The sequence below is a fragment of the Amycolatopsis sp. NPDC114503 genome (genome assembly GCF_055633655.1).
Genome location: NZ_JBVKDT010000001.1, coordinates 1,093,976 through 1,119,245, shown reverse-complemented (window position 1 = coordinate 1,119,245; position 25,270 = coordinate 1,093,976). Strand labels below are relative to the sequence as shown.

Below are 25,270 nucleotides of genomic sequence, written 5' to 3'. Positions count from 1 at the left end.
GTGGACTCCACTCCGTTGTGGGGAAAGGGGATTTCAGCCAGCGGTCCAGCCGCCGTCAACGGGAAGCGACGCACCGGTGACATGTCCGGCGGACTCGCCGCACAGCCACAGCACGAGATCGGCGACGTCCTCGGGTTCGATCAACCGCTTGATCGCGGCCCGGCGCAGCAAAACCTGCTCCAGCACTTCTTCCGGCGGCACCCCGTGTTCGGCCGCCTGCGCTTCGATCTGTCCGGTGACGAGCGGAGTACGGACGTAACCAGGATTCACGCAATTGCTGGTCACACCGTGCTCCGCGGCTTCGAGAGCGGCCACTTTGGACAGTCCCTCGAGCGCGTGTTTCGCCGTGACGTAAGCGGCTTTGTACGGACTCGCCCGCACGCCGTGCACGCTGGACATGTTCACGATCCGGCCCCAGCCGCGCGCGTACATCGCGGGCAGGCACTGGCGGATCAGCAAAAACGGCGCGGTGACCATCAACGACTGAATGAAGGCGAACCGCTCCGGCGGGAATTCCGGCAACGGCGCGACGTACTGTACGCCCGCGTTGTTGACGAGCACATCGACGTCCGCGGGCAGGGTCGCCAGTGCCGCCGGATCGGTCAGGTCCACCACGTGCGCCTGCCCGCCGACCTCGGCGGCCGCCGCCTCCGCCCCGGCGACGTCCACCACGTGCACCTTCGCCCCGGCCGCACCGAACGCCCGCACGCAAGCCAGCCCGATGCCGCTGCCGCCGCCGGTCACCAACGCGGTGCGGCCGGCGAGGGAACTGTCACTGGTCATGGCCGGAAACAGTAAGTCGCTCCGACCAGGGCGACCATGGCTCAGTCCACTACAGAATGCCGTTCGGTGATGTGGTCAGACCACACCGGTCAGCCAGCGGCCGACGAGATGCTCCGCGCCTCGTTCGCCCCGGTTTCGAAGGCCTCGCAACAGAAGAGCAGCCACTCGCGCACACCGTCCGTCGTCCCGCCGGCGAACCCCTGCGCCAGCTCGACATACCGCGGAACCCGCCGGAAAAAGGCAACCTCCGGCACGGTCAACGCCTTCGGATCAAGCCCGGTCGCGACCATCGACAGCCGCGCCGCCGCCCGGGCGACCACCCCGTCCGCCGAACCGAAGGGGGCCAACGCCAGCAGTTCGCCGTGCACGACCGCGGTCAGCACCGGCCCGGGCACGGAAGTCGCCCCGGTGACGAGCTGAGCCAGCAGCTCCAGCCGCTCGCCGCCGCGCTGCGGACGGCCGAGCTGATCCGGATCGGACACCACATCGGACGCGGCCAGCAGATGCAGCCGGGCCAACGTCTGCAACGGAGCCCGCCGCCACGTCGGCAGCAGCGACTCCAGTTTTTCCGCCACCCGCAACGATCCGGCGAGCAGCGGGTCGGTCACTGAACCGCCTTCCGGCAACTCGGGATTCGCCCCGTCGATTCCCGCCGAAGCCCGCGCGGCACGGACCGAAGCCTCAGCCGCGGTCTCCGCTCCGCCACGCAGATTCGCGGGCAACCGGTGCACGGCGAAGATCGCGTCCTGCGCGGCTTTGGCCGCAGCAGCAACGCCGTCCAGCTCCAGCAACGGCTTCAGCGGATCGCTCATGCGTCCAGCACCTGCCCAGCGCGCTCCACCACGGGCGGCAAAACCGACCACGGGAAGTTGATCCACCGGTCAGTCCGCTTCCACACGTACTCGCACTTCACCGTCGAAGCGGGCTTCTCGTAAACCACCGCGCACCGCACGTCCGCGACGTGGTCGGCGCAGAAGTCGCGGACCAGCTTGAGCGTCGCGCCGGTGTCCGCGACGTCGTCGGCGACCAGCACCTTCTTGTGTGTGAGATCCACCACGTTGGGCACCGGCGGCAGCATGACCGGCAGGTCCAGTCGCTGGTCGACGCCGGTGTAGAACTCGACGTTCATCACGTGCAGGTTCTTCACGTCGAGCGCGTACCCGAGCGCGCCGGCGACGAACAGCCCGCCGCGCGCGATGGACAGGATGAGGTCGGGGACGAAGCCGTCCGCGGCCACCTCCTGGGCCAGCTCCCGGCTCGCCGAACCGAACAACTCCCAGGTGAGGTTTTCTCGCTCCTCGGCCATGCGCGCTCTCTTTCTCCGGGTGGTCCAGGGAGCATAAGCGGCCGAATAGTGGACTGCTGAAATGATCGAGAAATGGCACTTCGACACAGCCACTTGCCGACGTAGCGTGATCGCGTGACCTGGAGCGAACACCCCATTCTGTCCGGCCGCCACGTACGGCTCGAACCCCTCACGCCCGACCACGCGCCCGGCCTGCTGGAGGCCGGAGCCGACCCGGGCATCTGGGCCTGGCTGAGCGTCCGCCAGCCCGCCGACCTCGGCGAAGCCGAGACGATGGTGAAGAACGCGCTCGCCGACCCTGACCGCCGCCCGTGGGCGCAGATCGACGTCGCGTCCGGCCGCGTCGCGGGCACCACTTCCTATTACCAGGTAGTAGCGAAACACCGGATCCTCTCGATCGGGCACACCTGGATCGGCGCGGATTTCCAGCGCACCGCGCTCAACACCGAGTCCAAATTCCTCCTGCTGCGCAACGCCTTCGAGGACTGGGGAGCCCAGCGCGTCGCGTGGGAAACCGACAACCGCAACCTCCGCTCGCAACGCGCCATCGAACGGCTCGGCGCGCTGCGCGAGGGGGTGCTGCGAGCGCACCGGATCCGTCCGGACGGCACGACCCGCGACACGGTGCTCTACTCGATGACGGACGCCGAGTGGCCGGGCGCCCGTGCCCGGCTGCTCGCCCGCCTCGGCTGAGCCGTCGCCGCACTTCGCTTGGAGCTGTGCGCGCAACGTGGCTGCAACCTTGTCGTAGGCGGACTAACGTCGCTAGCGTTCCCTGAGCCGCGGGTTCGCACTACAGGAGGCTTTGCACCATGACCGAGCAGTCCCCAGCGTTGGACAACCTGCTCACGGAGAGCCGCACGTTTCCCCCCAGCGAAGAGTTCGCTGGTCAGGCGAACGCGAAGGCCGAGCTGTATGCGACGGCGGACGCTGACCGGGAGCAGTTCTGGGCCGGGCAGGCGGAGCAGCTGTCGTGGGACACCAAGTGGTCCCAGGTATTGGACTGGACCAATGCGCCGTTCGCGAAGTGGTTCGTCGGCGGGAAGCTGAACGTCGCCTACAACTGTGTGGACCGGCACGTCGAGTCCGGCCACGGGGACCAGGTCGCGATCCACTGGGTCGGCGAGCCGGGCGACACGCGCGACATCACCTACGCGCAGCTGAAGGACGAGGTCTCGAAGGCCGCGAACGCGCTGTCGTCGCTGGGAGTTGTCGCCGGGGACGTCGTGGCGATCCAGCTGCAGATGGTGCCCGAGGCGATTTTCGCGATGCTGGCGTGCGCGCGGATCGGCGCTCTGCACAGCGTGGTGTTCGGCGGCTTCTCGCCGACGGCGCTGCGCGCGCGGGTGGACGACGCGGCCGCGAAGATCGTGATCACTTCGGACGGTCAGTACCGCCGCGGCAAGGCCGCGCCGATGAAGGCGAACGTCGACGAAGCCTTGCAGGGCGCGGAAACCGTGCAGAAGGTCATCGTCGTCAAGCGCACCGGCAGCGACCTCGATGGCGAGACGCCGTGGACCGAGGGCCGCGACCTGTGGTGGCACGAACTGGTCGACGGACAGTCCGCTGAGCACAAGCCGGAAGCGTTCGATTCCGAGCACCCGCTGTTCATCCTGTACACCTCGGGCACCACGGGTAAGCCGAAGGGCATTCTGCACACCTCCGGCGGGTACCTGACCCAGACCGCGTACACCCACAACGTCGTGTTCGACCACAAGCCGGGCGAAGACGTCTATTGGTGCACCGCCGACATCGGCTGGATCACCGGGCACTCATACATCGTGTACGGCCCGCTGGCGAACCGCGTGACCCAGGTCGTCTACGAGGGCACGCCGAACACGCCGCACGAGGGCAGGCACTGGGAAATCATCCAGAAGTACAAGGTCTCGATCTACTACACCGCGCCGACGCTGATCCGCACCTTCATGAAGTGGGGCGAGGACATCCCGGCGAAGTACGACCTGTCCTCGCTGCGGGTGCTGGGAAGCGTCGGCGAACCGATCAACCCCGAGGCCTGGATCTGGTACCGGGAAAAGATCGGCGCGAACAAGACGCCGGTCGTGGACACCTGGTGGCAGACCGAAACCGGCGCGATCATGATCTCGCCGCTGCCCGGCGTCACCGCCGCCAAGCCGGGTTCCGCGCAGCGCGCGCTGCCGGGCATCTCGGCGAAGGTCGTGGACGACACCGGCACCGAGGTCCCGCACGGCGGCGGCGGATACCTGGTGCTGGACAAGCCGTGGCCGTCGATGCTGCGCGGCGTGTGGGGCGACGACGAGCGCTTCCGCGACACCTACTGGTCCCGTTTCTCCGAGCAGGGCTACTACTTCGCGGGTGACGGCGCGAAGTACGACGGAGACGGCGACATCTGGCTGCTCGGCCGCGTGGACGACGTGATGAACGTGTCCGGGCACCGGATCTCCACCACCGAGGTCGAGTCCGCGCTCGTGTCGCACCCGACGGTCGCCGAGGCCGCCGTGGTGGGCGCGACCGACCCGACCACCGGGCAGGGCATCGTCGCGTTCGTGATCCTGCGCGGCAACGCGGTGGACGGCGGGGACGGCGCGGTGCAGGAGCTGCGCAACCACGTCGCGAAGGAGATCGGGCCGATCGCGAAGCCGCGGCAGATCATGGTCGTGGCGGAGCTGCCGAAGACCCGCTCCGGCAAGATCATGCGCCGGCTGCTGCGCGACGTCGCGGAGAACCGGCAGATCGGCGACGTCACCACGCTCGCCGACTCGTCGGTCATGGACCTCATCTCCTCCGGACTGAACTCCGGCAAGGAGGAGTAAGTTCTTCACCGTCAGGAAGGGACTCTCCCGGCTGGGAGGGTCCCTTCCTGCATTGATCCCCTGAAAGTGCGGGCATCGAACGCATGTTCTAAGATGCCCGCGTACCCAACCCAGATCCGGGCAAGGAGACGACACGAATGTCCGTGGAAGCCTTGACGCACGACGAGGACACTGCGGCCGAGACGGCGGCGGCGTCATCGCCGCAGGCCGCCGGCACCCCGGAGGCCCCGGAAGTCGCCGAGCCCGCTGCCGCCCCTGAGAAGGCAGCTTCGGACTCCGCCCCGGCGGACGCCTCGAAGCCGGAGTCGGGGTCCGACGAGACTCCGGCGGTCGACTCGCCGAAGCCGAAGCGCGGCCGCCCGAAGGCCGCGGCGTCGACGGCGAAGAAGACCCGCACCGTGGAGCTGACGCTGACCGTCACCGGCACGGCGGACGGCGAGTGGCAGGCCGAGCTGAAGAACGGCGCCAAGTGGGTCGCGAAGGGCCTGGCGGTCCCGGCCGCGGCGGTTTCGCGTGCGGCCAAGGAGCTGCACGAGGAGCTGTCCGGTCCGATCGACGAGGTCATCAACGCCGCCCGCGAGGCGCAGGCCGCGAAGGTCGCGCAGCTGGAGGCCGAGCTCGAAGCCGCGAAGGCGGCGCTGGCCGAACTCGACAACTGAGCTAGACCCGGTTCGCCCGGGTCCGGTGTCCACTGTGGCTCCGGACCCGGGCGTTCGTCGTTTCAGCCGACAGGCGGCCGTCCCGGCAGCGGGGCTTTGAACTCGATCCACCGGCTGTCCGTCAGCGCTTCGACGTGGTGCCGCACGCCGCGCGGATGCACGAGGACGTCGCCCGGTCCTAGTTCGGACCACACCCCGTCGACCGTGCCGCGCAACCGCCCTTCCAGCACATGCACGATGCTGTCGTGGTCGTGGCTGTGCTCGGCCGACGCGACGCCTGCCGGGTACCGGATTTCGTACGCCAGACCGTGCTCGGCGCGCGCCCGCTCCCGGATCCGCCCGGTGCCGCCGCGCAACGGCTGTCCCTCCACCATCGACAACGTCCGCCACCCCTGCTCCATCCCGGCAGCCTATTCGCCCGGTCAGGCAAGGCACAATTCATTGAGGATTGCCTTTCTTAACCGCATTCCACGACTCCGGGAAAATGTCGCGCGGAAACAATTTCCGTGATTCACTGAAGCGGTGACCGAAACGATGGGCGACGCGGTGCACGCGCACGAACCGCACGAGGACCTCGGCGGCAAGCTGAACTGGCTGCGCGCCGGGGTTCTCGGCGCGAACGACGGGATCGTGTCCGTCGCGGGCATCGTCGTGGGCGTCGCCGGAGCCACCGCGGACAGCACCACGATCCTCACCGCCGGAATTGCCGGACTCGTCGCCGGCGCGTTTTCCATGGCGGGCGGGGAATACGTGAGCGTGAGCACCCAGCGCGACACCGAACGCGCGCTGCTGCGGCTCGAGAAGCACGAACTGAAAACGATGCCGGAGGCCGAGGAACGCGAACTCGCGCAGATCTACGAGGACAAGGGCCTCTCGCCGGAGCTGGCGAAGCAGGTCGCGCGCGAGCTGACCGAAAAGGACCCGCTGCAAGCGCACGCGGAAGCCGAACTCGGCATCGACCCGGACAACCTGACCAGCCCGTGGCAGGCGGCGTGGGCGTCGCTGCTGGCGTTCTCCGTCGGCGCGCTGCTGCCGTTGCTGGCGATCGCCTGGACGTCGGTCGGCGTCCGCGTCTGGGCGTGTGCGCTGGCGGTGGTCGTCGGCCTCACGCTCACCGGTTTCGTGAGCGCGAGGCTCGGCAACGCGCAGGCGGGGCGCGCGATCGCCCGCAACGTCGGCGTCGGCGCCCTCACCATGCTCGTCACTTACTTCGTCGGGGTGCTTTTCGGCACCACCGTGGGTTAGTGCACTCCGCGCATCAACTTGCGGATGAAGGGAATCAGCGCGAGCAGCACCACGCCGACCACGATCGCGGTGCCGCCGATGATGCTGAAGTACGGCACCTCGTCCTTCGGGTCGTAGGACTGCGCGAGCTTGCCCGACATCGCCGTGCCCAGTGACACCGAAAGGAAGTTCAGCGCCACCATCTGCGTGCGGAACGCCTTCGGCGCGAGCTTCGTCGACAGCGACAGCCCGACCGGCGACAGCATCAGCTCGGCGATCGTGAACACCAGCAGGATGCCGGCCAGCGCGATCAGCGGGCTGCCGTTCTGGCCGGTGTGCGCCATCGGCAGGAACAGCAGGAACGCCGCGCCCATCAGGACCGTGCCGAGCACGAACTTCATCGGCGTCGACGGCTGCTTCGGCCCCAGCTTCGTCCAGATCGCCGCGATCACCGGGGCGAACACGATGATGAAGACCGGGTTGATCGAGTTCACCCAGGACACCGGCATCGTCCAGCCGAACAGGTCGCGGTCGAGCCGCTGGTCGCTGTAGACCGAGACGACCGTCGCCTGCTGCTGGTACAGCGAGAAGAACGCGGCGCTGGCGATGTACATCGGGATGAACGACAGCACCCGGCTGCGCTCGTCCGAGGTGATCTTCTTGCTGGTCAGGATCGCGACGAAGTACACCACCGAAATCGCGACGACGGTGTAGACCACGACGTCGGCGAGGTTGTCCGGGGTGACCACGCCGGACATGATCAGCGCGACGATCGCGGCGATGATCACCACGGCCACGCCGATCACGAGCGCGCGCTGCGTGGACGGCAGCGGGTTCGGCACCTCGGACGCCTTCGCGCCGAGGTTCTTCCGCCCGATCGTGTACTGGATCAGGCCGAGCGCCATGCCGACCGCGGCGAGTCCGAAGCCGAGGTGGAAGCCGCCGTTCTGCTGGGCGAGCCCGGTCAGCAGCGGGCCGATGAACCCGCCGATGTTGACGCCCATGTAGAAGATCGTGAACCCGGCGTCGCGCCGCTCGTCGCCCTCGGCGTACAGCGTGCCGACCACGGAAGTCGCGTTGCCCTTGAGCCCGCCGGACCCGAGCGCGACGCACGCGAGACCCACGCCGACGCCGGTCAGCCCGGGCAGCAGGGCCAGCGCGATGTGTCCGATCATCACCACGATGGCGCTGTAGAACAGCGTGCGTTCGGAGCCGAGCAGCCGGTCGGCGATCCACGCGCCGACGACCGTGGCGAGATAGACCGTGCCGCCGTAGGCGCCGACGATGCCGAGCGCGGCGCTCTGGTCGATGCCGAGGCCGCCCTTGTCAGCCTGGTAATAGAGGTAGATGGCGAGGATGCCCTGCATCCCGTAGAAGGAGAAGCGCTCCCACATCTCCACGCCGAAGAGGTTCGCCAACCCCCTTGGGTGCCCGAAGAATCTGGTGTCGGCCTGGGCGTCGATAGGGGTGCTCACTACTGCCTCGTCCCTGTCTTCAACATCATTGTCGTTCTCTCCTCGCATGCTAGAAGGCGAACAGGTGAACGAAAAACCGGCGTCAGTATGGACTAGACAACTTGGCCGACGCGACCGGCTGACCTGCGTTTGCGCGCGGCGCTGAGCAATGCGAGCGTCATCGGGCAGTCGTGGTTTGCCGTTCGTCACAACGGCCGGTAATCGGCGACTGCGGACGGTAAACTGGACATCGGTGTGCCGGGAAGTCTGGTCGGCGGGAGATCCGCTGTCCCCACAAGGAGTTTTTCGTGACCCCAGCCCGCGCCGTCGCCGAATTCGCCCGTTTCCTCCGCACGGAAACCACTGGCGGGCTCATCCTGCTCGCCGCCACCGCGGTCGCGCTGGTCTGGGCCAACTCCCCGCTCGCGCCGGCATACGAGGCGCTGCGCGACTTCCGGATCGGCCCGGAGTTCCTGCACCTCAACCTCTCTCTCGGAGACTGGGCGAAGGACGGCCTGCTCGCGCTGTTCTTCTTCGTCGCCGGGCTTGAACTCAAACGAGAACTGGTGGTCGGCGAGCTCTCCCGGTGGCGTCAAGCCGTGCTGCCGGTGATCGCCGCGGTCGGCGGGATGGTCGTGCCCGCGGTGGTCGCGCTCTCGATCGCGTGGGGCTCGCCGGAGGCCGACCGGGCGTGGGCGATCCCGGTGGCCACGGACATCGCGTTCGCGCTCGGCGTGCTCGCGCTGACCGCCTCCAACCTGCCCAGCAGCGCGCGGGTGTTCCTGCTTTCCCTTGCCGTGGTGGACGACCTTGGCGCAATTCTCGTCATCGCGATCCTCTTCACCAGCAGTTTCAACCTGATCGCGGCGGCGGTCGCGGTGGTCGCGCTCGGGCTTTACGCCTTCCTGCAGCACAAACGCGTCCGCACGCCGTGGCTGTACGTGCCGATCGCGCTGATCACCTGGGTCGCGGTGCATTCGGCGGGCATCCACGCGACGATCGCGGGCGTCGCGCTCGGGCTGCTCACTCGCGTCCGCGAGGACGAGGGCGAGGAAGAAGCACCCGCGGTCCGGCTCGAACACCGGCTGCAGCCGTGGTCAGCGGCGGTCGCGGTGCCGGTGTTCGCCTTGTTCGCCGCGGGGATCTCGGTGAACGGCGACGCGCTGTCGACGGTCTTCACCACCGCGTTGCCGCTGGCTGTCCTCATCGGACTGGTCGCCGGGAAGTTCGTCGGCATCTTCGGGGCGAGTCTGCTGGCAGTGAAGCTGCACGTGGCGGAAAAGCCCAGCGGAATGAGCTGGCGAGACGTGGCCGCGTTGTCCGTGCTCGGCGGCGTCGGGTTCACCGTCAGCCTGCTGATCGCCGAACTCGCCCTGCCCGCTGAAGCCGCTGAAGTGGCCAAGGCGGCGGTCTTGATCGCGTCGGCGATCGCCTCGCTGACGGCCGCCGTGCTCCTCTTGCGGCGCAGCCGAGTACACGCGAAGGCGGCTTGATCCCGACACTCCCGCCGGTCCGTCGCGCCTCGAGTACGGCCACGTGGCACGATGACCCAGTGAGCAGCCCCAAACACGAGCGCACCAGCCCCGACGGCGTGGGGGCCGTGCCGTACCTGCCCCTGTCCAGCGACGAGGAAGCCGCGGCGAGCGAACAGTCCATCGGCAAGCTCGTCGGCGACGCCACCCAGCACCTGTCGACGCTGGTCCGCGCCGAAATCGAGCTGGCGAAAGCCGAGCTGGCGCAGGAAGCGAAGAAGGCGCTCAAGGGGACAGTCTTCTTCCTGATCGCCCTCACCGTCTTTCTGTACAGCACCTTCTTCCTGTTCCTGCTGATCGCCGAGGGCCTGTCGGACTGGTGGGGCATCCGCTGGCCCGCGTTCGCGACGGTGTTCGGCCTGATGCTGGTCACCGTGGGCGCGACCGCGTTCCTCGGCTGGCGCAAGGTGAAGAAGCTGCGCGCGCCGGAACGCACCATCAGCAGCGTCAAGGAGACGGCTGAGGCGTTCAAGCGCAAGCCGGCCGAAGACGACGACCTGCCCTCGACGCAGGGCTGACGCCAGCGCTCGCGCGGTGGTGGAGCTGACGCCGGACCCGTCGAGCGTGCGGGTCGACGGCCCGTGGACGCATCGCGACGTCTCGGCCAACGGCATCCGCCTGCACGTAGCCGAATGCGGCGAGGGCCCGTTAGTGCTGCTCCTGCACGGCTTCGCCGGTTTCTGGTGGACCTGGCGACACCAGCTGCCCGCACTGGCCGACGCCGGTTTCCGCGCGGTAGCGGTAGATCTGCGCGGCTACGGCGACTCGGATAAACCGCCACGCGGCTACGACGCCTGGACCCTGGCCGGCGACATAGGCGGCCTGATCAAGGCCCTAGGCGCCCGCCGGGCACACCTGGTCGGCCACGCCTGGGGCGGCATGCTCGCCTGGACAGTCGCCGCGCTGCACCCACGCCTCGTGTCGTCGGTGACCGCGATCGGCGCCGCCCACCCGCTAGCGTTCAAGTCAGCGGTGAAGCGCACCAGCGGCCAGATCCGCGCCGTCGGCCACCTTTTCCGCTTCCAGGTACCGATGGCCCCAGAGAAATGGCTGGTCCGCGACAACGCGGCGGCCGTGGAAGAACTCTTCGCCAAGTGGTCCGGCGAGTCCTGGCGCTCCTCTTCGGACTTCACCGAGACGATGCCGCCGTTCCGCCAAGCGATGCTGGTCCCCGGCGTCGCCCACTCCGCCCTGGAGTACTACCGCTGGGCCTTCCGCGCACAATTCCGCGGCGAAGGCAGGCGCTTCACCGACGCAGTCAACGGCCGCATCACCGCCCCCGTACTGCAACTGCACGGCGCGGACGACACCTGCATCCTCCCGGAAACCGCACTCGCGTCAGTCCACTGGGCAGGCCCGCACAGCGAACCCAAAATCTGGCAAGGCATCGGCCACTTCCCCCATCTGGAAGACCCAACCCGCGTGACGAAATCCGTAGTGGACTTCGTGCGCTGACCTCGGCCAGAAGGCCGTGAGGGGAACCCTGAAGGACTCTGATTCCCTCAGGGTTCCCCTCACGACCTCTCAATTAGCACAAGCCCCCGTGCCGACCCGGGCAGTCTGCGACGGAGCCGCATCAACCTCACTGCGCACCTGATCCGCAGTCAACGTAAACCCGGTATCCGGATCCTCAACCGCAGCCCCGAACACCACGCCAATGACATCCCCGTCAGGCGTGATCATCGGCCCCCCAGAGTTCCCGCTCCGCACCGTCCCGCGAACAGTGAACACATCCCGCTGCACAGTATTAGCGTCATAAATATCGGGCCCCCGCAAATTGATCCGCGTCCGAACCCGAGCCGGAGTAGCCGTATACGGCCCATCCAACGGATACCCCAACACCACCGCGTTATCCCCAGCCTTCGCAGTCTGCGGAGCAAACGGCAACACCGGAGCCTTCAACCCAGGCACCGCCAACACGGCAACATCGACCTCAGGATTGAAATAAACAACCCGAGCCCGATAATCCCCCGAAGTCGACTCAATCCCGACCTCGTCAGTCCCCGCCACCACATGCGCGTTAGTCATCACCCGCTGCGGCGCAACCACAAACCCACTGCCCTCAAGCGCCCGAGAACAAGACGGCGCATTCCCCCGAATCTTCACCACACTCGGATGCACCCGCTTAGCCACCGCGGACACATTAAGCGAAGTATCCGGCGGCGGCGTATCCGCCGATGGCGCCTTCTCGAACGGCGACAACGCAGACGGAAACCCAGACGCATCCAGCAATTTCCGCAAATCGCTGGGCAGCCCCTGCGCCTCAGCGGGCATCAGATCATTGACCTCGCCCAGCACCACCGAGGAATTGATCGACTTCGCCAGCCCGGGAATCGCCGACACCGTCGTCAACGGATTCGCGACCAGCCAAGCGACCACGAACACCGCGGCCGCCTGCAAGATCGCGCCGAGCGTCTTGTCGATGCCGGAAAGCTTGTCCGGATTGATCTTCTGCCGCAGCTTCCGCCCGGCCCACACGCCGAGCGTCTCCCCGAGCACGATCAGGAACACGACCACCGCGAAGGCGAACGCGACCTTCGCGACGGGACTGTCGAAGAGGCTGATCACGAACGGCGCCAGCTTCACCCCGGCCACCGCGCCCAGCGCGACGCCCACGAGCGCGGGCAGCGCGACGATCACGCCCTGGAACGCGCCGGAAACCGCCGCCATGACCGCGAGCAGCAGGACGACGACATCGACCCAGTTCACCGCGCCGTCACTCCTCGATACCGCCGTCCCGGGCCGCCGACCGGCCCTGATGTTCGGCCCACGCTACGTCAAGCTCGCGCACATCGCCGGTGTCCCACGCCCGTTCCCAGCCGCCGAGCGACAGCAGCACGGACAGCAGGCCAGCGGTGAAGCCCCACACGAACAGGCCGTCGACGGTGAAGGCCGGCCCCCGCCACGACGCGTCGCCGCGGCGCACGGTGAACCGGTTTGCCGGGTCCGCGAGATCGGCCAGCGAAACCCGCGCGACCGCCGCCGTCTCGGCCGGATCGACCGCACGCACCGGCGACGGCGTGTGCCAATGCGCCAGCACCGGCGTGACCGCGAACTTCGACACCGGCACGAACAGCTCCGGCAGCACCGCGACCGGCAGGATCCCCGACGGGTCGACGCCGGTCTCCTCCTCGGCCTCGCGCAGCGCCGTGCCGACCGGGCCGTCGTCGCCGTCCTCCGCGCCGCCGCCGGGGAACGAAACCTGCCCGGCGTGCGAGCCGAGCGTGTCCGCGCGCCGCTGCAGCAGGACGTCCGGACCGTCTCCGCCAGGCCGTTCGCCGAACAGGATCAGCACCGCGGCGGCCCGGGTGAGCAGGTCTTCCGGCGGGCTGAACCGGGTGAACGTGCGGCTGTCGACCTCTCCGGACACCTTCACCAGCGGCCGCAGCCATTCCGGCACGGCTTCGGGTTCGACGAGCGGTCCGGTGGTCATGAGTAGTCCTTCACAGCAGCGCGCACCTGGTCAGTGTTGTCGAACAACCGCGGGTTCGCGATGAACCGGACCTGGCCGTCCGCGGTGACCAGGTACGACGCGGGCAACGACGAGGGCGCCTTGAGCGCGGTGCGGATCGGACCGGTCTGGCCGTCGCCGTCGTAGAGCGACGGAAGATGCACGCCGAGTCGCGTGAACAAGCTCAGCCCGTCGGCGGCCGGGCTCGCGACCTGCACGCCGACCACGCGCACCGCACCCGGCTCAGCGGCGTACCGCTGCAGCACCGGCAATTCGGTGCGGCACGGCTGGCACCACGACGCCCAGACGTTGACCAGCACCGGACCGCCGCCGAGAACCTTGCCGACGTCCACCCGGGAACCGTCGCCGAGGCAGTCCGCCTCGATCCCGGACAGCTGGCCGACCTCCTTCGCCGAGGCAGGCGGGCAAGCTTCGAGCTTCGCCGACCCTCGCGCGGCCGTGAGGTCGCCAGAAGCGGGTGGCGCGGAATTCGCGTCGCCGCCGCGAAGCGTCAGGACCGCGACCAGAGCGGCAACCGCCAGCACCGCGACCCCGAGCGCCCATTTGGTGACTGCAGTCACCCGCGCGCCGCCAGTTCGAGGATGTGATCCTTCTCCGGGCCTTTGACGAGCTTCGCGGCGACTTCGAACTCCGTGGGCCCAGCGCCGAACGACGGGCAGTCCTTGCGCAGCGGACACGCGCCGCAGGCCGGTTTCCGCGCGTGGCACACGCGGCGGCCGTGGAAAATCACTCGGTGGGACAGCATCGTCCACTCTTTCCGCGGGATCAGCTCGCCGACCGCGTGCTCGACCTTGACCGGATCCTCTTCAGCGGTCCAGCCCCAGCGCCGCACGAGGCGGCCGAAGTGAGTGTCCACTGTGATTCCCGGCACGTCGAAAGCGTTGCCGAGCACGACATTCGCGGTCTTGCGGCCGACGCCCGGCAGCGTGACGAGGTCGTCCAGTTTCTTCGGCACCTCGCCGTCGTAGCGCTCCACGAGCGCCGCGCCGAGACCCATCAGCGAATTCGCTTTCGCCCGGAAAAACCCGGTCGTACGCAGGTATTCCTCGAGTTCGGAACGCTCGGCTCCGGCGTAATCGGCCGCGGTGCGGTACTTCGCGAACAAAGCGGGCGTGACCAGGTTCACCCGCACGTCCGTGGTCTGCGCCGACAACACCACCGCGACCAGCAGTTCCAGCGGATTCGTGAAGTCCAGCTCGGCTTTCGCGTCCGGATAAACCTGATCGAGGCAACGTTTCATCCGCCGGGCGCGTCTCACGAGGGCGAGCCGGCTTTCGTCGCGGTCCGCGCGGGGCCCGTTCGGGACAACAGGGGGCACCCCGATAGCCTACGGGCGAGTCGGACGAGCCGGTCGGGAGCATCCGCCGGTGGACGGCCGAACCGCCAGAGCACCACCTCTGCGGGCCGCGCGTCCGCCCTGAGCGAGGATCTGGAGATCCATGACCGAGTGCGTCACCGACAACAGCGGAGCTGTGGCATGACCGTGTGGTTCGTGATCTTGGTCCCGCTGGTGATCATGTTCTTCGCGTTGTTCATGGAGCGCGTCGAAAGCCGGCTCAAGCACGTCGCGGTCCAGGAGAACGAGGTCGAGGAGTTCCTGGAGCAGGCTCAGCCCAACGAGGTCAGGGCCCTTTACGGGCACGGGATCGGTCGCGCGCTCGAGCTGTTCCGGCTTCGCCGGCTCGGCGGACGGGCAGCCAGGCTACGCGCGCGCAAGGTGCGGAGTTAGGCTGCTCAGTCGGACGTGATCGTTCCAGGCAGCCGCGCCGGGCGCGGCGAGCCGACGAGCGATCTGCCCGACACGCCCTAGACTGACGCGAAAGTGATCGGCGACACTGCCTTCGGCCTGCGAAGGAAGTGATCGTTTCTCGACGAGGAGGCACCCGAGGTGGACGAAACCCTGGCCCGTGCGGGCATTTTCCAGGGTGTGGAGCCGGCAGCGGCGGAGGCGCTGGCCCAGACCTTGGAATCCGTGGAGTTCCCCCGCGGCCATGTCATCTTCAACGAGGGCGAGCCGGGCGACCGGCTGTACATCATCCAGTCCGGCAAGGTGAAGATCGGCCGCAAGTCCCCGGACGGCCGCGAGAACCTGCTGTGGATCGCCGGTCCGTCCGACATGTTCGGCGAACTGTCCATCTTCGACCCCGGCCCGCGCACGTCCGGCGCCACGACGGTCACCGAGGTCCGCGCGGTCACCATGGACCGCCCGGCGCTGCGGCAGTGGATCGCCACCCGCCCGGAGATCGCCGAGCAGCTGCTGCGCGTCGTCGCGCGCCGTCTGCGCCGCACGAACAACATGGTCGCGGAACTGATCTTCACCGACGTCCCCGGCCGCGTGGCCCGTGCGCTGCTGCAGCTGGCGCAGCGCTTCGGCAGCCAGGAAGCCGGTCTGCTGCGGGTCACCCACGACCTGACGCAGGAAGAGATCGCCCAGTACGTCGGCGCGTCCCGCGAGACCGTCAACAAGGCACTGGCCGACTTCGCCCACCGCGGCTGGCTGCGGCTCGAGGGCAAGAGCGTCCTGATCCTGGACCCGGAGCGGCTCGCTCGCCGCGCCCGCTGATCTTCCCCCGAGTGGGTTAATCCGCACGGGTTTTTCGAAGGCCACCTCCTACCGGGGGTGGCCTTCGTGCGTGCGTACCGGACTATCCCCCACAAGAGCGGCATTCCGGTCCCGCCCCGTGTCGCCGCCGGTTTTTGCCTCGTCGAGGCAGGAAAATGACAAGGAGCCGGGCGCCACCCCCGACGTGGCGCACCGGCTCCTCGCCTGCGCACGGATCATCCCCCGACGACCCGCGCTCCCCGCCCTCCGGACCAGGCCCCGACCCATATGCCGGAGGGAGCTGGGTGTTGCAGTGCTGTCAGCCCGCAACGGGCTGTCGTTCAACCATCACGGCCAAAACTCACGAATTCAAGGCCATTCACCCTCAAGGACGCCAAGACCGCGTCTTCGTTGCACGAGTTCACGCAGAATCCAGCTGCTGTTACCGGATCGAGACCTTCAGTTCGCGCAACCGAGCAACCACCTCAGCCGGAGCGGGTTGCCCGGCGATCTGGGCGGCGAGGGACTCGGCGGACGCCCAGTACTTCCGGTCGGCGAGCACCGTGCGGACCGCATCGAGAATTCCGTCGCCGGAGTCGGCCACGATCCCGGCTTCCGCCGCCTGAACCTGCGCGGCGACTTCGAAATGATCAGACGCCAACGGCCAAACCACCAGCGGCACCCCGTGCGCGAGCGCGCCGAGAACGGTCGCCGAACCGCCGTGGCAGACCACCGCGTCGACCGCGGGCAGCAGCTGGGTCTGCGGCACGAACTGCTCGATTCGCACATGGTCCGGTTGCTCGCCGAACCTCCCGACGTCGCCGTCCTTCCCGATCGTCACCACGACGTTCACCGGCTCGTCGCGCAGCGCGGAGACCATTTCTTCCAGCACGCCGGGCCGCGCGTTGTGGGTGGTGCCGAGGGTGACGTAGACGGTCCGGTCGTACGGCAGCCCGTCGAGCGCCGACGGGCGCGGACCAGGCGTCGGCACCACGCCAGCGGGCTGCAGCGGCCAGCGCGTCGGGTACTCCCAGGCGACGTCGGCCGGACTCAGCCCCTCGGGCCAGAAGTCCAGGTACGGCACGGCGTCGCGCGAGGGCAACGCGTCGAGGCCGCGCTGGCGGACCAGGCCGTTGGCGACTTCCCAGGCTCGTTCCATTGTCACGGCGGACTTGGGCGGGCCGATCGCGTGCATCGCGTACGGCACGCCGACCAGGCACGCAGCCATCACGGCCGCGCGTTCGGCGAGGTTGGCGATGACGAGATCCGGCCGCCAGTCGCGGACGAACTCGACCATGTCGTCGAGCCGCTCGGCCGCGCCGAGGCCGACCATGTACTCGGCGACCAGATGGGAGAGCCGCTCTTCGGCGGTCATCCCGGCCATCTCCTCGCGGGCCCGCTGCCAGGTCGCAGCAGCCGCGGCGGGATCGCTCGGACGGCCTACGGAGACGGCCTGCAGCCCGGTGTTTTCCAGATACCGCATGGCTTCCGGACCGGTCACGAACGCGACTTCGTCCCCGGCGGCACGCGCGGCCCGCGCGAGCGGCAGCATCGGCTCGATATGGCTGTAGCCAGCTCCGGAGGAGAACATCAGCCGCATCGCGCGAGCGTAGCGACTGACCCGATCGAGCGTGACCAAGACGACCAGAAAATTACTGGTACCTCCGTACCAATTTCGCCATACTAGTACGCGTGTCCCAGTCTGCCCATTCCGAAGGCCGCACCACGCTCGCCGACTACCGTGCCGCGCTGACCGCCCCTGGCTCGCGCGGCCCGGTGATCGCGTCGATCCTGGCCCGGCTCCCGATCGCGATGATCGGCATTTCCGCGCTGCTGTACGTGCAGCGCGAAACCGGTTCGTTCGCCGCGGCCGGGCTGGTCTCGGCGAGTTCGCTCGCCGGGGTCTCGGTGGGCGCGGTCGTGCAGGGCAGGCTGATCGACCGGTTCGGGCCGACCCGTCCGCTTCTGATCGTCGCCGCCGTGTTCGCGCTGTCGATGGCGTCGCTGGCGGTCGCGATCGAGGCGCACCTGCCGACGTTCGCGCTGATCCCGCTGGCCGCCGCGACCGGGCTTTCGGAACCGATGGTCGGCTCCGCGTCGCGGGCGCTGTGGACGAAAATCCTGCCGGAAGGACCGGCTCGCAACGCCGCGCTGTCGTACGAGGCGATCAGCATGGAGGTCTTCTTTATTCTCGGCCCGGGCATCGCGGGCCTGCTGATCACCGCGCCGTGGGCGGGCACCGGCATGGTCGTCGGCTCGATCACCATGGTCACCGGCGCGGTGCTGTTCGCGCTGAACCCGACCGTGCGCGCGTGGGGTCCGGCCCCGAAGGCCAAGACGCCGCTGCTCGGCGCGCTGGCCAGCCCCGGCATGCGGACGCTTGCCTTGGCCGCACTCGGTTTCGGCGTGGTGATCGGGTTCGTGGAGGTCGCTGTTCCCGCCGCCGCGACGGAATCCGGCCACCCTTCGCTGAGCGGTTTGCTGCTGTCGGCGTGGTCGTTGAGTTCGGTGGCGTTCGGGGTGGCCTACAGCCTGCACCCGTGGCCGCGCCGGCTCGGCCTGCGCCTGCCCGTTCTGCTGGGCGGATTCGGCGCTTTCGTCGCGTTGCTTGCCCTTCCGTCGAGCCTGTGGGCCTTGGCGTTGCTGATGCTGCTGGCCGGCGCGATGATCACGCCCCAGTCGACGACCCATTCCGCGGCGATCGAGGTCGTCGCCCCGCGCGGCACTGCGGCCGAGGCGTTCGGGTGGGTCCTCACCGCGGTGACGCTGGGTCTCGCGGCTGGCCAGTCGGTGAGCGGCTACCTGGTCGAGCATTCCGGGACGGCTGCGGCTTTCTTGGCCGCCGGGGTCGCCGGGGTCGCGTTGGCCGGGGTGGTGTGGCTGCTGCGCGGGACCGTGCGGGCCGCTTCGCCGGTTCCTGCTGACGGCGATCTTGTTGGGGCTGCCAGCTAATTCTTTCCTTTTGCAGGGTCTTCTCGCGCGCTTTGTGTGCCGACGCGTTTTCGCAGCTCAACGGCTCTGGCTCACGTTTTTGTCGGTGGTCGCCGTTACGTTGCGTGGCATGGATCTCACCTCTTTCGTACGGCCGCTCACGGCAGCCGTGACCGCCGCCGCCCGACTCCTGTCGAGGCACGCCCGCCTGCGCTTGCGGGCAAGCGCTGACGGTCTCGTCGTGTCCGGAAACGACCGCGACCTGGCCGTCCAGCTGTCCTGCCCGGCGACAACGCATCTCGACGGCGAGGTCGTAGTGCCAGCCGCGCCTTTCGCCGAAACGATCCGCATGCTGGACGTCGACCAGGTCCGGCTGGCCGTCGAAGGAACCCGCCTCGCGATCCGAACGGACAATGCCCGCTTCGCCCTGCCCCTGCTGGACCGCGACCTGCTCCACGATCCAGCACCGCCACCCCTGCTGTCCAAAGTAGACGGAGCCGCCCTTGGCACGGCCTTGCGCACCGTCGCCGGCACCGCCGCGAAGGACGATCCGCTCTCGGTATTCACCGGCGTACGAGTGCAATCCATCGGCAACGAGCTATGCCTGACAGCCTCGGACCGCTACCGAATGGCTGTGGCTCGCTTGCCGCTGCAGGACGTCCGAGACCCCATCGACGTCTTGGTCCCAGCCACCCTGCTGACCGAAGCCGCCCGCCACAGCACCGGTGCGATGGGACTCCACGCCGACACCGGCCACTTCGCCCTGAGCTGGCCCGGAGGCACTGTGACGACGGCAGTCCTGGACGCAGGCTTCCTGTCCGCAGACGCAATCCCGTCCGACGCAATCGACACGGAAGTCGAGGTCGGCGCCGACGAGCTAGCCGCCGCCGTCCGCCGAGTCGGCGTCTACTCCGAGGACCGCCGCGTCCTGACCCTGGAAGTCGGGGACGCGCACCTCCGCCTGGCGAGTGCTCGGCAGGACACCGGCGAGGCGGAGGAACTCCTGAAGGCAAACGTTTGCGGAGGCAGGACGTCACCGTCATTTCAGGCCCGGTACCTCCTGGACGCGCTCGCCCCGTTCGGCGGAGAACGGGTACGACTGGCGATCCAGCCGGGACTGCGAGCGTGCGTCCTGACTCCGGCGGAGGCGGAGGGACGGGAGGTGGGGTTGAAGTACTACCTGATGCCGATGCTGTCTCGGTGACCGGTGCTCGCTGAGTCTGGTCTTCGCTGAGCCCGGTCCAAGCAGACGGCCGATTCGCACGGGCGGGGGGTGCGATCCAGGGCTGTCGCGGTCCCGCCCCGGCTGCACGGTCCCGGCTGCACGGTGCTGAGCCTGGTTGCCGGGCGCTGCCGGAGCGAACGGGAACCAAGCGAAATGGGTCAGCCGAGCCGGAGCCAAGCGAGGTGGGCCAGCCAAGCCGGATTGGGTGGAGCGAGCCGGACAGGGCTGGTCGAGCAGCGCGAAGTCACCCGCACCATGCCGACCGGGCCGCGCCGCACTGGGCCACGCTCGGCTCGGCCCCGGCCCGAGCCGGACCGCGGCAGTCTTGCGCGCGGAGCATGCGGCTGGACAGGCTGGGCCGCGCTCGGCCGGACTGGACTGGACTGGACCGGACTGGGCTGGGCCGGACTGAGCCGCGACCGTGGCTGAGTTGGCTTGGCCGTGACGAGCCGCACCGAGTTGAGCAGGGTTGGCCGGAGTCGCGCCGCTGCCGGTTCGCGGCGGCCTCTTCTGCCACGGGCGGCACGGTGATCACGGGCCCGCGGCGACGAGCTTGCTGCTCTCCCGCCTGCGGAGCTACCCGGCTACCCGGACCTGCGCCGTGGCACTCCGAATAAGCCCGGAGCCACCCGGGCCTCTGCAGCGCGCCCGCTGCAAGCCAGGGCGCACCCACCGCAAGCCCAGGGCACACCCGAAGCCGCCCCAATGCGCCCGCTGCAAGCCCAGGACGCACCCAAAGCCCCCAACGCGCCCAGAACCGTCCTCAGGCAGCCGTCTCCGCGGCCACCGCGGCTTTGACCTCGTCGAAAGTCGGGTTCACCAGCGCGGTCGACCCCACGATCACCGTGGGCACCGTCTCGTTCCCGTTCGCCACCGCGCGTACTCGCTCGGCCGCGCCCGGTTCTTCCCAGATGTTGATTTCCCGCACCGGCAGGCCGCTCTCCATCAGCGGCCGGCGCAGGGCTGAGCAGAAGCCGCAGCCTGGGCGCCAGTAGAACTCGACCTCGACGTTGCTCATTGTCCGTCCTCCGAAGAAGCCCGTAGGTAGTCCAGTTGTGCACGCACGCTCGCCTCGGCCGGTGCCCACAGCGCACGGTCGACGTCGGCGTAGACGACCTCGACCACCTGCCGCGGCGTTGCGTCTTCGCCGAGCGTTCGCAAGGCGGAACGCACCTGATCCAGGCGCTGTTCCCGGTGCGCCAAATACTCCCGGGCGGTCGCGGGCAGATCCGGCAGCTCCGGACCGTGGCCTGGCAGGCCCGGGGTACCCGCGGGCAGGGCGATCAGTTTGCGCAGCGAGCGCAGGTAGTCGCCCAGGTCGTGCAGGACCGTGGTGCCTCGGCCGAGGATCGTGTCGCCGGTCAGGATCTGGCCCGCTACCAGCAGCGACACCGAATCGTCGGTGTGGCCGGGGGTGTGCAGGACAGTGAAATCCAGGCCGCCCGCGGTCACGACATCACCGTCGGCGAACGGGGGTGCGTCGATGCAGAGGGAAGCGTCGAAGGCTCGAACGGGTGCGCCCGTTTTCGAGGCGAACCACGGTGCGCCTTCGGCGTGATCCGGATGGTGGTGCGTAAGGAGAATCAGCTCGACGGGGCCGACCGCGGCGAGTTTTTCCAGGTGGTCCAGGTCGTGATAGCCGGGGTCGACGACCACGGACGCGGCGGCGGCACTGCCGCGCAGGAACCAGGTGTTGGTTCCCTCCAACGTCATCGTGGACGGGTTGTTCTCCAACAGCACCGACGCGGTCTCGGAAACACGGCGCAGCACGCCATAGGCAGGAGTGGTCACTCAGGACTCCGAAGTATCGAGGACAACGCGGATGTTCTCGCCGTCCCGGACAAGGGTCGGCACGGTCTTCACGATCTCGCGCGGCTCCGCGAGCACCGCGTCGGCCTCGGAAAACTCGGCGAGTTCGACGAGGGTCAGCCAGGTCGGCGGCATCAGCGTGCGACGGCCTTCGCGTGCGTCCGCGACTGCCTCGGCGGGCGGTTGCCAACCGGCGGCGGCCGCTTCGGACGTCGCGCCGTCCGCGCGCTGGCCTTCGGGCAGCTTCGCGACGAAGAAGCGGGTGTCGTATCGACGCTGTTCCTGCGGCGGCGTGACCCAGTGCGCGTACGGGTGGAGCAGGTCCGCGCGCAACGTGAGCCCGGCGTCGGCGAGGAAGCCAGCGAGCGAGATTTCCCGTGATTCCAAGGCTTTTCGCGCTTCGTGATACGGCGCGACGTCGGCGACTACCGCGTCCTGCGTCCCGGCCAAGAGCACGCCGGATTCCTCGAACGTCTCGCGCACCGCAGCGCACACCAGCGCGCGGGCGAGGCTTTCGTCGCAGGTGAACTGCTCGGCCCACCACGACGGCGGCGGCCCGGCCCAGGCCACGGACGCGTCGGCGTCGCGCGGGTCCACCCCGCCGCCGGGGAACACAGTCATGCCGCCGGCGAACGCCATGCCCATCACACGGTGCTGGAGGAAGACCTCCACGCCACCGTCCGAAGTGTCCCGCAGCAGGATCACCGTGGCGGCGTCCTTCGGGGTCGCCGGCGGGCCATCCGCGTTGTCCCGGATCGCGATGCCGGGACGGGCGGGGATGTCGAAAACGAATTCACGCGGCCGTTCCACCCGGGCAACATACCTCGCAATCCGTACGCGTCGCGGATTACTTGTGTCACCTCGAGACGGTCCGCGCGGACCGAAAAACAGCGAAGGGCCCCTCGCGCGAATCACGAGGGGCCCTTCACCGAACAAACAGTGGCGTCAGGACCAGTGCTGGTCCCCGCCGGAACGGGACGCGCCGTTGAGCCGCAACCGGGCGGCCTCGGCACGCTCGCGCTCAGCCAGTTCTTCGTGCAGCTCGCGCAGCAACGCACGGTCGCGTTCGGACAGGCTCGGATCGTCCAGATCCAGCGCGGGCAGCTCGACCACCTCGTGCATGCTCGGCTTGCCCGCGGCGATCTCGCGGCCCTTCTCCGGATCCTCGGCCAGCGCGCGCCGCAGCTGCGCCACCTCGGACGGAGTCAGGTCCGACGTGCGCTCGGCACGTGTCTCCGACCCGGCCGTCCGCGGACGCTCCGAAGACGCGGCGGGCTCAGCCGCCGTCTCCGGCATCGCGACCGGCTGTGCGGGCACGGCCTGCACGATCGGCACCACGGGCGCGACCGGAACCACCGGCTCCGCGGCGGCTACCGGTTCCGGTTCGGGCTGACGGTGACCGTGGCGGCTCGGGGCTTCCGAGACCGGTTCGGGCACCGGAGCCGGAGCGGGCGCCGGGGCGCTGCGCTGCGGCGTCGGTTCCGGCCGGTAGTCCGGGGCCGAATGCGTGCTGCCGGTGACCCACACCGGGCTCGCGACAGCACCCGCGGCCTGGTGGTAATCCGACTGCGGGATCCCCGGGCCGCTCACCTCGACGACCGAGCGGATGCCCGCCCGGCGCAACGCGGTGTCGACCCGGAAAGCGACCGCGGGCGGATTGCCCTCCGGACCCAGCTCGACCAGCACGACCCGCTGCGGCAGCGCGCCCGGCACGCTGCCCGCCGGGGTGTTGCGCCAGACCGCGTGCACGGAACGCACGTCGGGCAGCACCTGCAGGGTGCGGTCGAGCGCCTCGGCGAGACCGAACTCGGGCTGGTTGTCGCCCGTGAACCGGTGCGTGTGCATCGGCTCGTGGTCGGTGACCAGCAGGTCGTTCGCGAGCGTCGCGTCCGACCGGCTCATCTCGAGAACCAGCGCCAGCTCGCGCTGCTCGGCCTCGCTCACCCCGATCCGGCCCGCGATCAACGTGCCGGTGGTGAGTTCCACCGCCTCGTCGATGTGGGCCCGGGCGATCAGTTCCCGCGCTTCGGTAAGGGCGCTGTCGTCGATGCGGCCCGCCAGGGCCAGCAACAAGTTATGCAGGCGCAGGGGCACCGAGAACCCGTCCATCGGGCCGTCGTGAACCTCCACCATGGCTCTGCTCCTCCCAGCTCGCCTGGCGGCAACGAGCATTAAGCGGCGACAAGTCGATGACCGGCGCCCGCGGCGCCTACGCAGACCAGCTCGGACTCGGCGAGCGCGGCCCGGTGGTACCCGGGAAGGTCGAAGCGCGGCGGGATGACCTCGACGCTGGGTTCCTCGTCCCCCATGACCCGCAGCACCCGCTGCAGTTCACCGGTGAGCCGGGGCTGTCCCGCGGTCGCCGTCACCAGCAGGACACGCTTCGCCCCGCCCTCGCCGGAAGCGCCCAGGCGCCGCCAGCTCTGCCGTACTTCCCCCACATCCGCGCGTCCACGCAACGTCGCGTGGAGCAAGACGGACACAGAGTCGACGGAGTTCACCCATTCGGGCGCACTCTGCGTGAATGTGTACCTGGTCTCGGTGACGTCGTCTACCCCCAGGGTCGAACTGACCTGGTGCCAGTCGGCGCCGTGCGGGATCAGACCGGCCACGAGCAGGCGGTACTCCGCCTGGTCCAAATCGATCCTGTGCTTGAGCAAAGACCTCGGCAGGGTCCGCGCGAGCGTCCCCATCGCGCCTTCGCCGAGCCAGTCGCGGAAACGCCACAACAACTGGTCCGGCGTGCGGCCGGCGAGCCGCAGCAGCAGTTCGTGCAGGGACTGTTCGATGTCGGGGTCCATCACTCCACCTCCACGATCAGTTCGACTTCCACCGGCGAAGCGATCGGAAGCTCCGCGACGCCGACGGCCGACCGGGCATGGACCCCGGCGTCGCCGAAGATCTCGCCGAGCAGCTCGGACGCCCCGTTCACGACCGCGGGCTGGCCGGTGAAGCCCTCCGCGGAGGCGACGAAACCGACCACTTTGACAATCCGGACAACAGAGTCAATGCCGACGAGGGCGTGCACCGCGGCGAGCGCGTTCAGCGTCGCCGTGCGGGCGTGGCCCTTGGCTTCCTCCGGGCTGACCTCGCCGCCGACCTTGCCGGTCGCGGCGAGCGCTCCGTCGACGAACGGCAGCTGGCCGGAGGTGTAGACGTGCGAGCCGGAGCGCACGGCCGGCACGTACGCGGCCAGCGGTGCGGCGACTCCGGGCAGTTCGATGCCGAGCTCGGCGAGCCGGTCGCTCCAGGTCAACGCCGCCCCCTCAGCTCTTCGGCCGCTTCAGGTACGCGACGTGCTGTTCGCCGCTCGGGTTGGGCAGCACGGTCACCAGCTCCCAGCCGTCCTCGCCCCACTGGTCGAGAATCTGCTTCGTGGCGTGGATCAGCAGCGGGACGGTGGCGTACTCCCATTTGGTCGCACTCATGACTCGGGAGCGTAACCAAGCGGGCAAGGCCCCTCCGGACCGCGGCTGCCGAAAGCCCGTCACCCGTCCAGGGGTACGCCTGGCTAGGCCGGGTGAGTGTGGGTCACTTCACA

Annotated in this window: 28 protein-coding genes; 11 read left to right on the top strand and 17 right to left on the bottom strand. The window is 68.9% G+C overall.

Translation table 11 applies throughout. The annotated features are described in order from the left end of the window. Positions 1–33: 33 nt before the first annotated feature. The 3 genes from ACZ7OI_RS05495 to ACZ7OI_RS05485 all read right to left on the bottom strand — a co-directional run bounded on the left by ACZ7OI_RS05495 (position 34) and on the right by ACZ7OI_RS05485 (position 2,089). Entirely contained in the window at positions 34–783 is a 750-nt protein-coding gene (locus ACZ7OI_RS05495; RefSeq protein ID WP_470262949.1) for a 3-hydroxybutyrate dehydrogenase, read from the bottom strand. An 89-nt stretch (positions 784–872) separates the two neighbouring features. Beyond that, complete coding sequence (locus ACZ7OI_RS05490; RefSeq protein WP_470262948.1) at positions 873–1,595, bottom strand: Fic family protein; 723 nt, start codon at positions 1,593–1,595, stop codon at positions 873–875. Continuing rightward, positions 1,592–2,089 (bottom strand): phosphoribosyltransferase, encoded by a 498-nt coding sequence (locus ACZ7OI_RS05485; RefSeq protein ID WP_116204936.1) that lies wholly within the window; start codon positions 2,087–2,089, stop codon positions 1,592–1,594. Before ACZ7OI_RS05485 ends, ACZ7OI_RS05490 begins: the two co-directional genes overlap by 4 nt. 114 nt (positions 2,090–2,203) lie before the next feature. Here ACZ7OI_RS05485 and ACZ7OI_RS05480 point away from each other — a divergent pair, with 114 nt between their 5' ends. The 3 genes from ACZ7OI_RS05480 (at position 2,204) to ACZ7OI_RS05470 (ending at position 5,540) form a co-directional block, all read left to right on the top strand. Then, a complete protein-coding gene (locus ACZ7OI_RS05480; RefSeq protein WP_470262947.1) occupies positions 2,204–2,782 on the top strand; it encodes a GNAT family N-acetyltransferase in 579 nt (192 codons plus the stop codon). Positions 2,783–2,901: 119 nt separating this feature from the next. Further along, positions 2,902–4,881 carry an acetate--CoA ligase gene (gene acs / locus ACZ7OI_RS05475; protein ID WP_470262946.1) on the top strand — a complete coding sequence of 660 codons (1,980 nt, stop codon included), beginning with the start codon at positions 2,902–2,904 and terminating at the stop codon, positions 4,879–4,881. Positions 4,882–5,018: 137 nt separating this feature from the next. Then, positions 5,019–5,540, top strand: coding sequence for a DUF6319 family protein (locus ACZ7OI_RS05470; RefSeq protein ID WP_470262945.1), 522 nt, complete (start codon positions 5,019–5,021; stop codon positions 5,538–5,540). A 62-nt stretch (positions 5,541–5,602) separates the two neighbouring features. Here ACZ7OI_RS05470 and ACZ7OI_RS05465 read toward each other — a convergent pair whose 3' ends face one another. Next, positions 5,603–5,941, bottom strand: a complete 339-nt coding sequence (locus tag ACZ7OI_RS05465) for a cupin domain-containing protein (protein WP_470262944.1) — start codon at positions 5,939–5,941, stop codon at positions 5,603–5,605. Between the two features lie 121 nt (positions 5,942–6,062). Between ACZ7OI_RS05465 and ACZ7OI_RS05460 the strand changes: the two genes are divergently transcribed. Next, the gene (locus ACZ7OI_RS05460; RefSeq protein WP_470262943.1) at positions 6,063–6,785 is read left to right on the top strand and encodes a VIT1/CCC1 transporter family protein; all 723 of its coding nucleotides are present in this window, start codon (positions 6,063–6,065) and stop codon (positions 6,783–6,785) included. On the opposite strand, the gene ACZ7OI_RS05455 is transcribed toward ACZ7OI_RS05460, so the two are convergent. Next, positions 6,782–8,239 carry a peptide MFS transporter gene (locus ACZ7OI_RS05455; protein ID WP_470262942.1) on the bottom strand — a complete coding sequence of 486 codons (1,458 nt, stop codon included), beginning with the start codon at positions 8,237–8,239 and terminating at the stop codon, positions 6,782–6,784. The two genes, ACZ7OI_RS05460 and ACZ7OI_RS05455, sit on opposite strands and share 4 nt — an antisense overlap. 287 nt (positions 8,240–8,526) lie before the next feature. On the opposite strand from ACZ7OI_RS05455, the gene nhaA reads away from it, so the two are divergent. Genes nhaA through ACZ7OI_RS05440 form a run of 3 tightly spaced genes read left to right on the top strand, consistent with a single transcriptional unit; the run spans position 8,527 to position 11,205 of the window. Then, positions 8,527–9,711 carry a Na+/H+ antiporter NhaA gene (nhaA, locus tag ACZ7OI_RS05450; protein ID WP_470262941.1) on the top strand — a complete coding sequence of 395 codons (1,185 nt, stop codon included), beginning with the start codon at positions 8,527–8,529 and terminating at the stop codon, positions 9,709–9,711. A gap of 59 nt (positions 9,712–9,770) precedes the next feature. Continuing rightward, positions 9,771–10,268 carry a phage holin family protein gene (locus ACZ7OI_RS05445; protein WP_116204929.1) on the top strand — a complete coding sequence of 166 codons (498 nt, stop codon included), beginning with the start codon at positions 9,771–9,773 and terminating at the stop codon, positions 10,266–10,268. Positions 10,269–10,287: 19 nt separating this feature from the next. Next, the gene (locus ACZ7OI_RS05440) at positions 10,288–11,205 is read left to right on the top strand and encodes an alpha/beta fold hydrolase (protein WP_470263445.1); all 918 of its coding nucleotides are present in this window, start codon (positions 10,288–10,290) and stop codon (positions 11,203–11,205) included. A gap of 69 nt (positions 11,206–11,274) precedes the next feature. Here ACZ7OI_RS05440 and ACZ7OI_RS05435 read toward each other — a convergent pair whose 3' ends face one another. The 4 genes from ACZ7OI_RS05435 to nth are packed head-to-tail and all read right to left on the bottom strand — an operon-like array spanning position 11,275 to position 14,462. Then, positions 11,275–12,459 (bottom strand): MarP family serine protease, encoded by a 1,185-nt coding sequence (locus ACZ7OI_RS05435; protein WP_470262940.1) that lies wholly within the window; start codon positions 12,457–12,459, stop codon positions 11,275–11,277. Positions 12,460–12,466: 7 nt separating this feature from the next. After that, positions 12,467–13,183 (bottom strand): NUDIX hydrolase, encoded by a 717-nt coding sequence (locus ACZ7OI_RS05430; RefSeq protein WP_470262939.1) that lies wholly within the window; start codon positions 13,181–13,183, stop codon positions 12,467–12,469. Then, positions 13,180–13,782 (bottom strand): TlpA family protein disulfide reductase, encoded by a 603-nt coding sequence (locus ACZ7OI_RS05425; protein ID WP_470262938.1) that lies wholly within the window; start codon positions 13,780–13,782, stop codon positions 13,180–13,182. The genes ACZ7OI_RS05430 and ACZ7OI_RS05425 overlap by 4 nt, the downstream gene beginning before the upstream one ends. Then, entirely contained in the window at positions 13,779–14,462 is a 684-nt protein-coding gene (gene nth / locus ACZ7OI_RS05420) for an endonuclease III (RefSeq protein WP_470263444.1), read from the bottom strand. The genes ACZ7OI_RS05425 and nth overlap by 4 nt, the downstream gene beginning before the upstream one ends. Positions 14,463–14,699: 237 nt before the next feature. Between nth and ACZ7OI_RS05415 the strand changes: the two genes are divergently transcribed. Both ACZ7OI_RS05415 and ACZ7OI_RS05410 read left to right on the top strand, forming a co-directional pair. Continuing rightward, positions 14,700–14,951, top strand: coding sequence for a hypothetical protein (locus ACZ7OI_RS05415; RefSeq protein WP_037369289.1), 252 nt, complete (start codon positions 14,700–14,702; stop codon positions 14,949–14,951). Positions 14,952–15,110: 159 nt separating this feature from the next. After that, a complete protein-coding gene (locus ACZ7OI_RS05410) occupies positions 15,111–15,785 on the top strand; it encodes a Crp/Fnr family transcriptional regulator (protein WP_009084463.1) in 675 nt (224 codons plus the stop codon). A 421-nt stretch (positions 15,786–16,206) separates the two neighbouring features. On the opposite strand, the gene ACZ7OI_RS05405 is transcribed toward ACZ7OI_RS05410, so the two are convergent. Beyond that, on the bottom strand, positions 16,207–17,364 hold the full coding sequence (locus tag ACZ7OI_RS05405; RefSeq protein ID WP_470262937.1) for a glycosyltransferase: 1,158 nt from the start codon (positions 17,362–17,364) through the stop codon (positions 16,207–16,209). Positions 17,365–17,456: 92 nt separating this feature from the next. On the opposite strand from ACZ7OI_RS05405, the gene ACZ7OI_RS05400 reads away from it, so the two are divergent. Together ACZ7OI_RS05400 and ACZ7OI_RS05395 are read left to right on the top strand one after the other, a co-directional pair. After that, positions 17,457–18,716: an MFS transporter gene (locus ACZ7OI_RS05400; protein ID WP_470262936.1), complete on the top strand. Its 1,260-nt coding sequence runs from the start codon at positions 17,457–17,459 to the stop codon at positions 18,714–18,716. Between the two features lie 109 nt (positions 18,717–18,825). Beyond that, positions 18,826–19,899 (top strand): DNA polymerase III subunit beta, encoded by a 1,074-nt coding sequence (locus tag ACZ7OI_RS05395; protein WP_470262935.1) that lies wholly within the window; start codon positions 18,826–18,828, stop codon positions 19,897–19,899. Positions 19,900–20,683: 784 nt separating this feature from the next. On the opposite strand, the gene ACZ7OI_RS05390 is transcribed toward ACZ7OI_RS05395, so the two are convergent. From ACZ7OI_RS05390 to ACZ7OI_RS05360, 7 genes are all read right to left on the bottom strand, one after another. Further along, positions 20,684–20,938, bottom strand: a complete 255-nt coding sequence (locus ACZ7OI_RS05390) for a glutaredoxin domain-containing protein (protein WP_470262934.1) — start codon at positions 20,936–20,938, stop codon at positions 20,684–20,686. Then, entirely contained in the window at positions 20,935–21,711 is a 777-nt protein-coding gene (locus tag ACZ7OI_RS05385; protein ID WP_470262933.1) for an MBL fold metallo-hydrolase, read from the bottom strand. Before ACZ7OI_RS05385 ends, ACZ7OI_RS05390 begins: the two co-directional genes overlap by 4 nt. Further along, positions 21,712–22,539 carry an NUDIX hydrolase gene (locus ACZ7OI_RS05380; protein ID WP_470262932.1) on the bottom strand — a complete coding sequence of 276 codons (828 nt, stop codon included), beginning with the start codon at positions 22,537–22,539 and terminating at the stop codon, positions 21,712–21,714. Positions 22,540–22,674: 135 nt separating this feature from the next. Then, a complete protein-coding gene (locus ACZ7OI_RS05375) occupies positions 22,675–23,862 on the bottom strand; it encodes a hypothetical protein (RefSeq protein ID WP_470262931.1) in 1,188 nt (395 codons plus the stop codon). Positions 23,863–23,900: 38 nt separating this feature from the next. Beyond that, positions 23,901–24,530, bottom strand: a complete 630-nt coding sequence (locus ACZ7OI_RS05370; protein WP_037808399.1) for a hypothetical protein — start codon at positions 24,528–24,530, stop codon at positions 23,901–23,903. Next, positions 24,530–24,985, bottom strand: a complete 456-nt coding sequence (locus tag ACZ7OI_RS05365) for a RidA family protein (RefSeq protein WP_470262930.1) — start codon at positions 24,983–24,985, stop codon at positions 24,530–24,532. Before ACZ7OI_RS05365 ends, ACZ7OI_RS05370 begins: the two co-directional genes overlap by 1 nt. A 10-nt stretch (positions 24,986–24,995) precedes the next feature. After that, the gene (locus tag ACZ7OI_RS05360; RefSeq protein ID WP_020664158.1) at positions 24,996–25,157 is read right to left on the bottom strand and encodes a DUF4177 domain-containing protein; all 162 of its coding nucleotides are present in this window, start codon (positions 25,155–25,157) and stop codon (positions 24,996–24,998) included. Between the last annotated feature and the right edge of the window lie 113 nt (positions 25,158–25,270).

Excerpts from the sequence above, each read along its gene's own strand:
- ACZ7OI_RS05495 (WP_470262949.1), bottom strand. The coding sequence starts at position 783 with ATGACCAGTGACAGTTCCCTCGCCGGCCGCACCGCGTTGGTGACCGGC.
- ACZ7OI_RS05490 (WP_470262948.1), bottom strand. The coding sequence starts at position 1,595 with ATGAGCGATCCGCTGAAGCCGTTGCTGGAGCTGGACGGCGTTGCTGCT.
- ACZ7OI_RS05485 (WP_116204936.1), bottom strand. The coding sequence starts at position 2,089 with ATGGCCGAGGAGCGAGAAAACCTCACCTGGGAGTTGTTCGGTTCGGCG.
- acs (WP_470262946.1), top strand. The coding sequence starts at position 2,902 with ATGACCGAGCAGTCCCCAGCGTTGGACAACCTGCTCACGGAGAGCCGC.
- ACZ7OI_RS05470 (WP_470262945.1), top strand. The coding sequence starts at position 5,019 with ATGTCCGTGGAAGCCTTGACGCACGACGAGGACACTGCGGCCGAGACG.
- ACZ7OI_RS05465 (WP_470262944.1), bottom strand. The coding sequence starts at position 5,941 with ATGGAGCAGGGGTGGCGGACGTTGTCGATGGTGGAGGGACAGCCGTTG.
- ACZ7OI_RS05430 (WP_470262939.1), bottom strand. The coding sequence starts at position 13,183 with ATGACCACCGGACCGCTCGTCGAACCCGAAGCCGTGCCGGAATGGCTG.
- nth (WP_470263444.1), bottom strand. The coding sequence starts at position 14,462 with ATGAAACGTTGCCTCGATCAGGTTTATCCGGACGCGAAAGCCGAGCTG.
- ACZ7OI_RS05415 (WP_037369289.1), top strand. The coding sequence starts at position 14,700 with ATGACCGTGTGGTTCGTGATCTTGGTCCCGCTGGTGATCATGTTCTTC.
- ACZ7OI_RS05405 (WP_470262937.1), bottom strand. The coding sequence starts at position 17,364 with ATGCGGCTGATGTTCTCCTCCGGAGCTGGCTACAGCCATATCGAGCCG.
- ACZ7OI_RS05395 (WP_470262935.1), top strand. The coding sequence starts at position 18,826 with ATGGATCTCACCTCTTTCGTACGGCCGCTCACGGCAGCCGTGACCGCC.
- ACZ7OI_RS05390 (WP_470262934.1), bottom strand. The coding sequence starts at position 20,938 with ATGAGCAACGTCGAGGTCGAGTTCTACTGGCGCCCAGGCTGCGGCTTC.
- ACZ7OI_RS05375 (WP_470262931.1), bottom strand. The coding sequence starts at position 23,862 with ATGGTGGAGGTTCACGACGGCCCGATGGACGGGTTCTCGGTGCCCCTG.
- ACZ7OI_RS05370 (WP_037808399.1), bottom strand. The coding sequence starts at position 24,530 with ATGGACCCCGACATCGAACAGTCCCTGCACGAACTGCTGCTGCGGCTC.
- ACZ7OI_RS05360 (WP_020664158.1), bottom strand. The coding sequence starts at position 25,157 with ATGAGTGCGACCAAATGGGAGTACGCCACCGTCCCGCTGCTGATCCAC.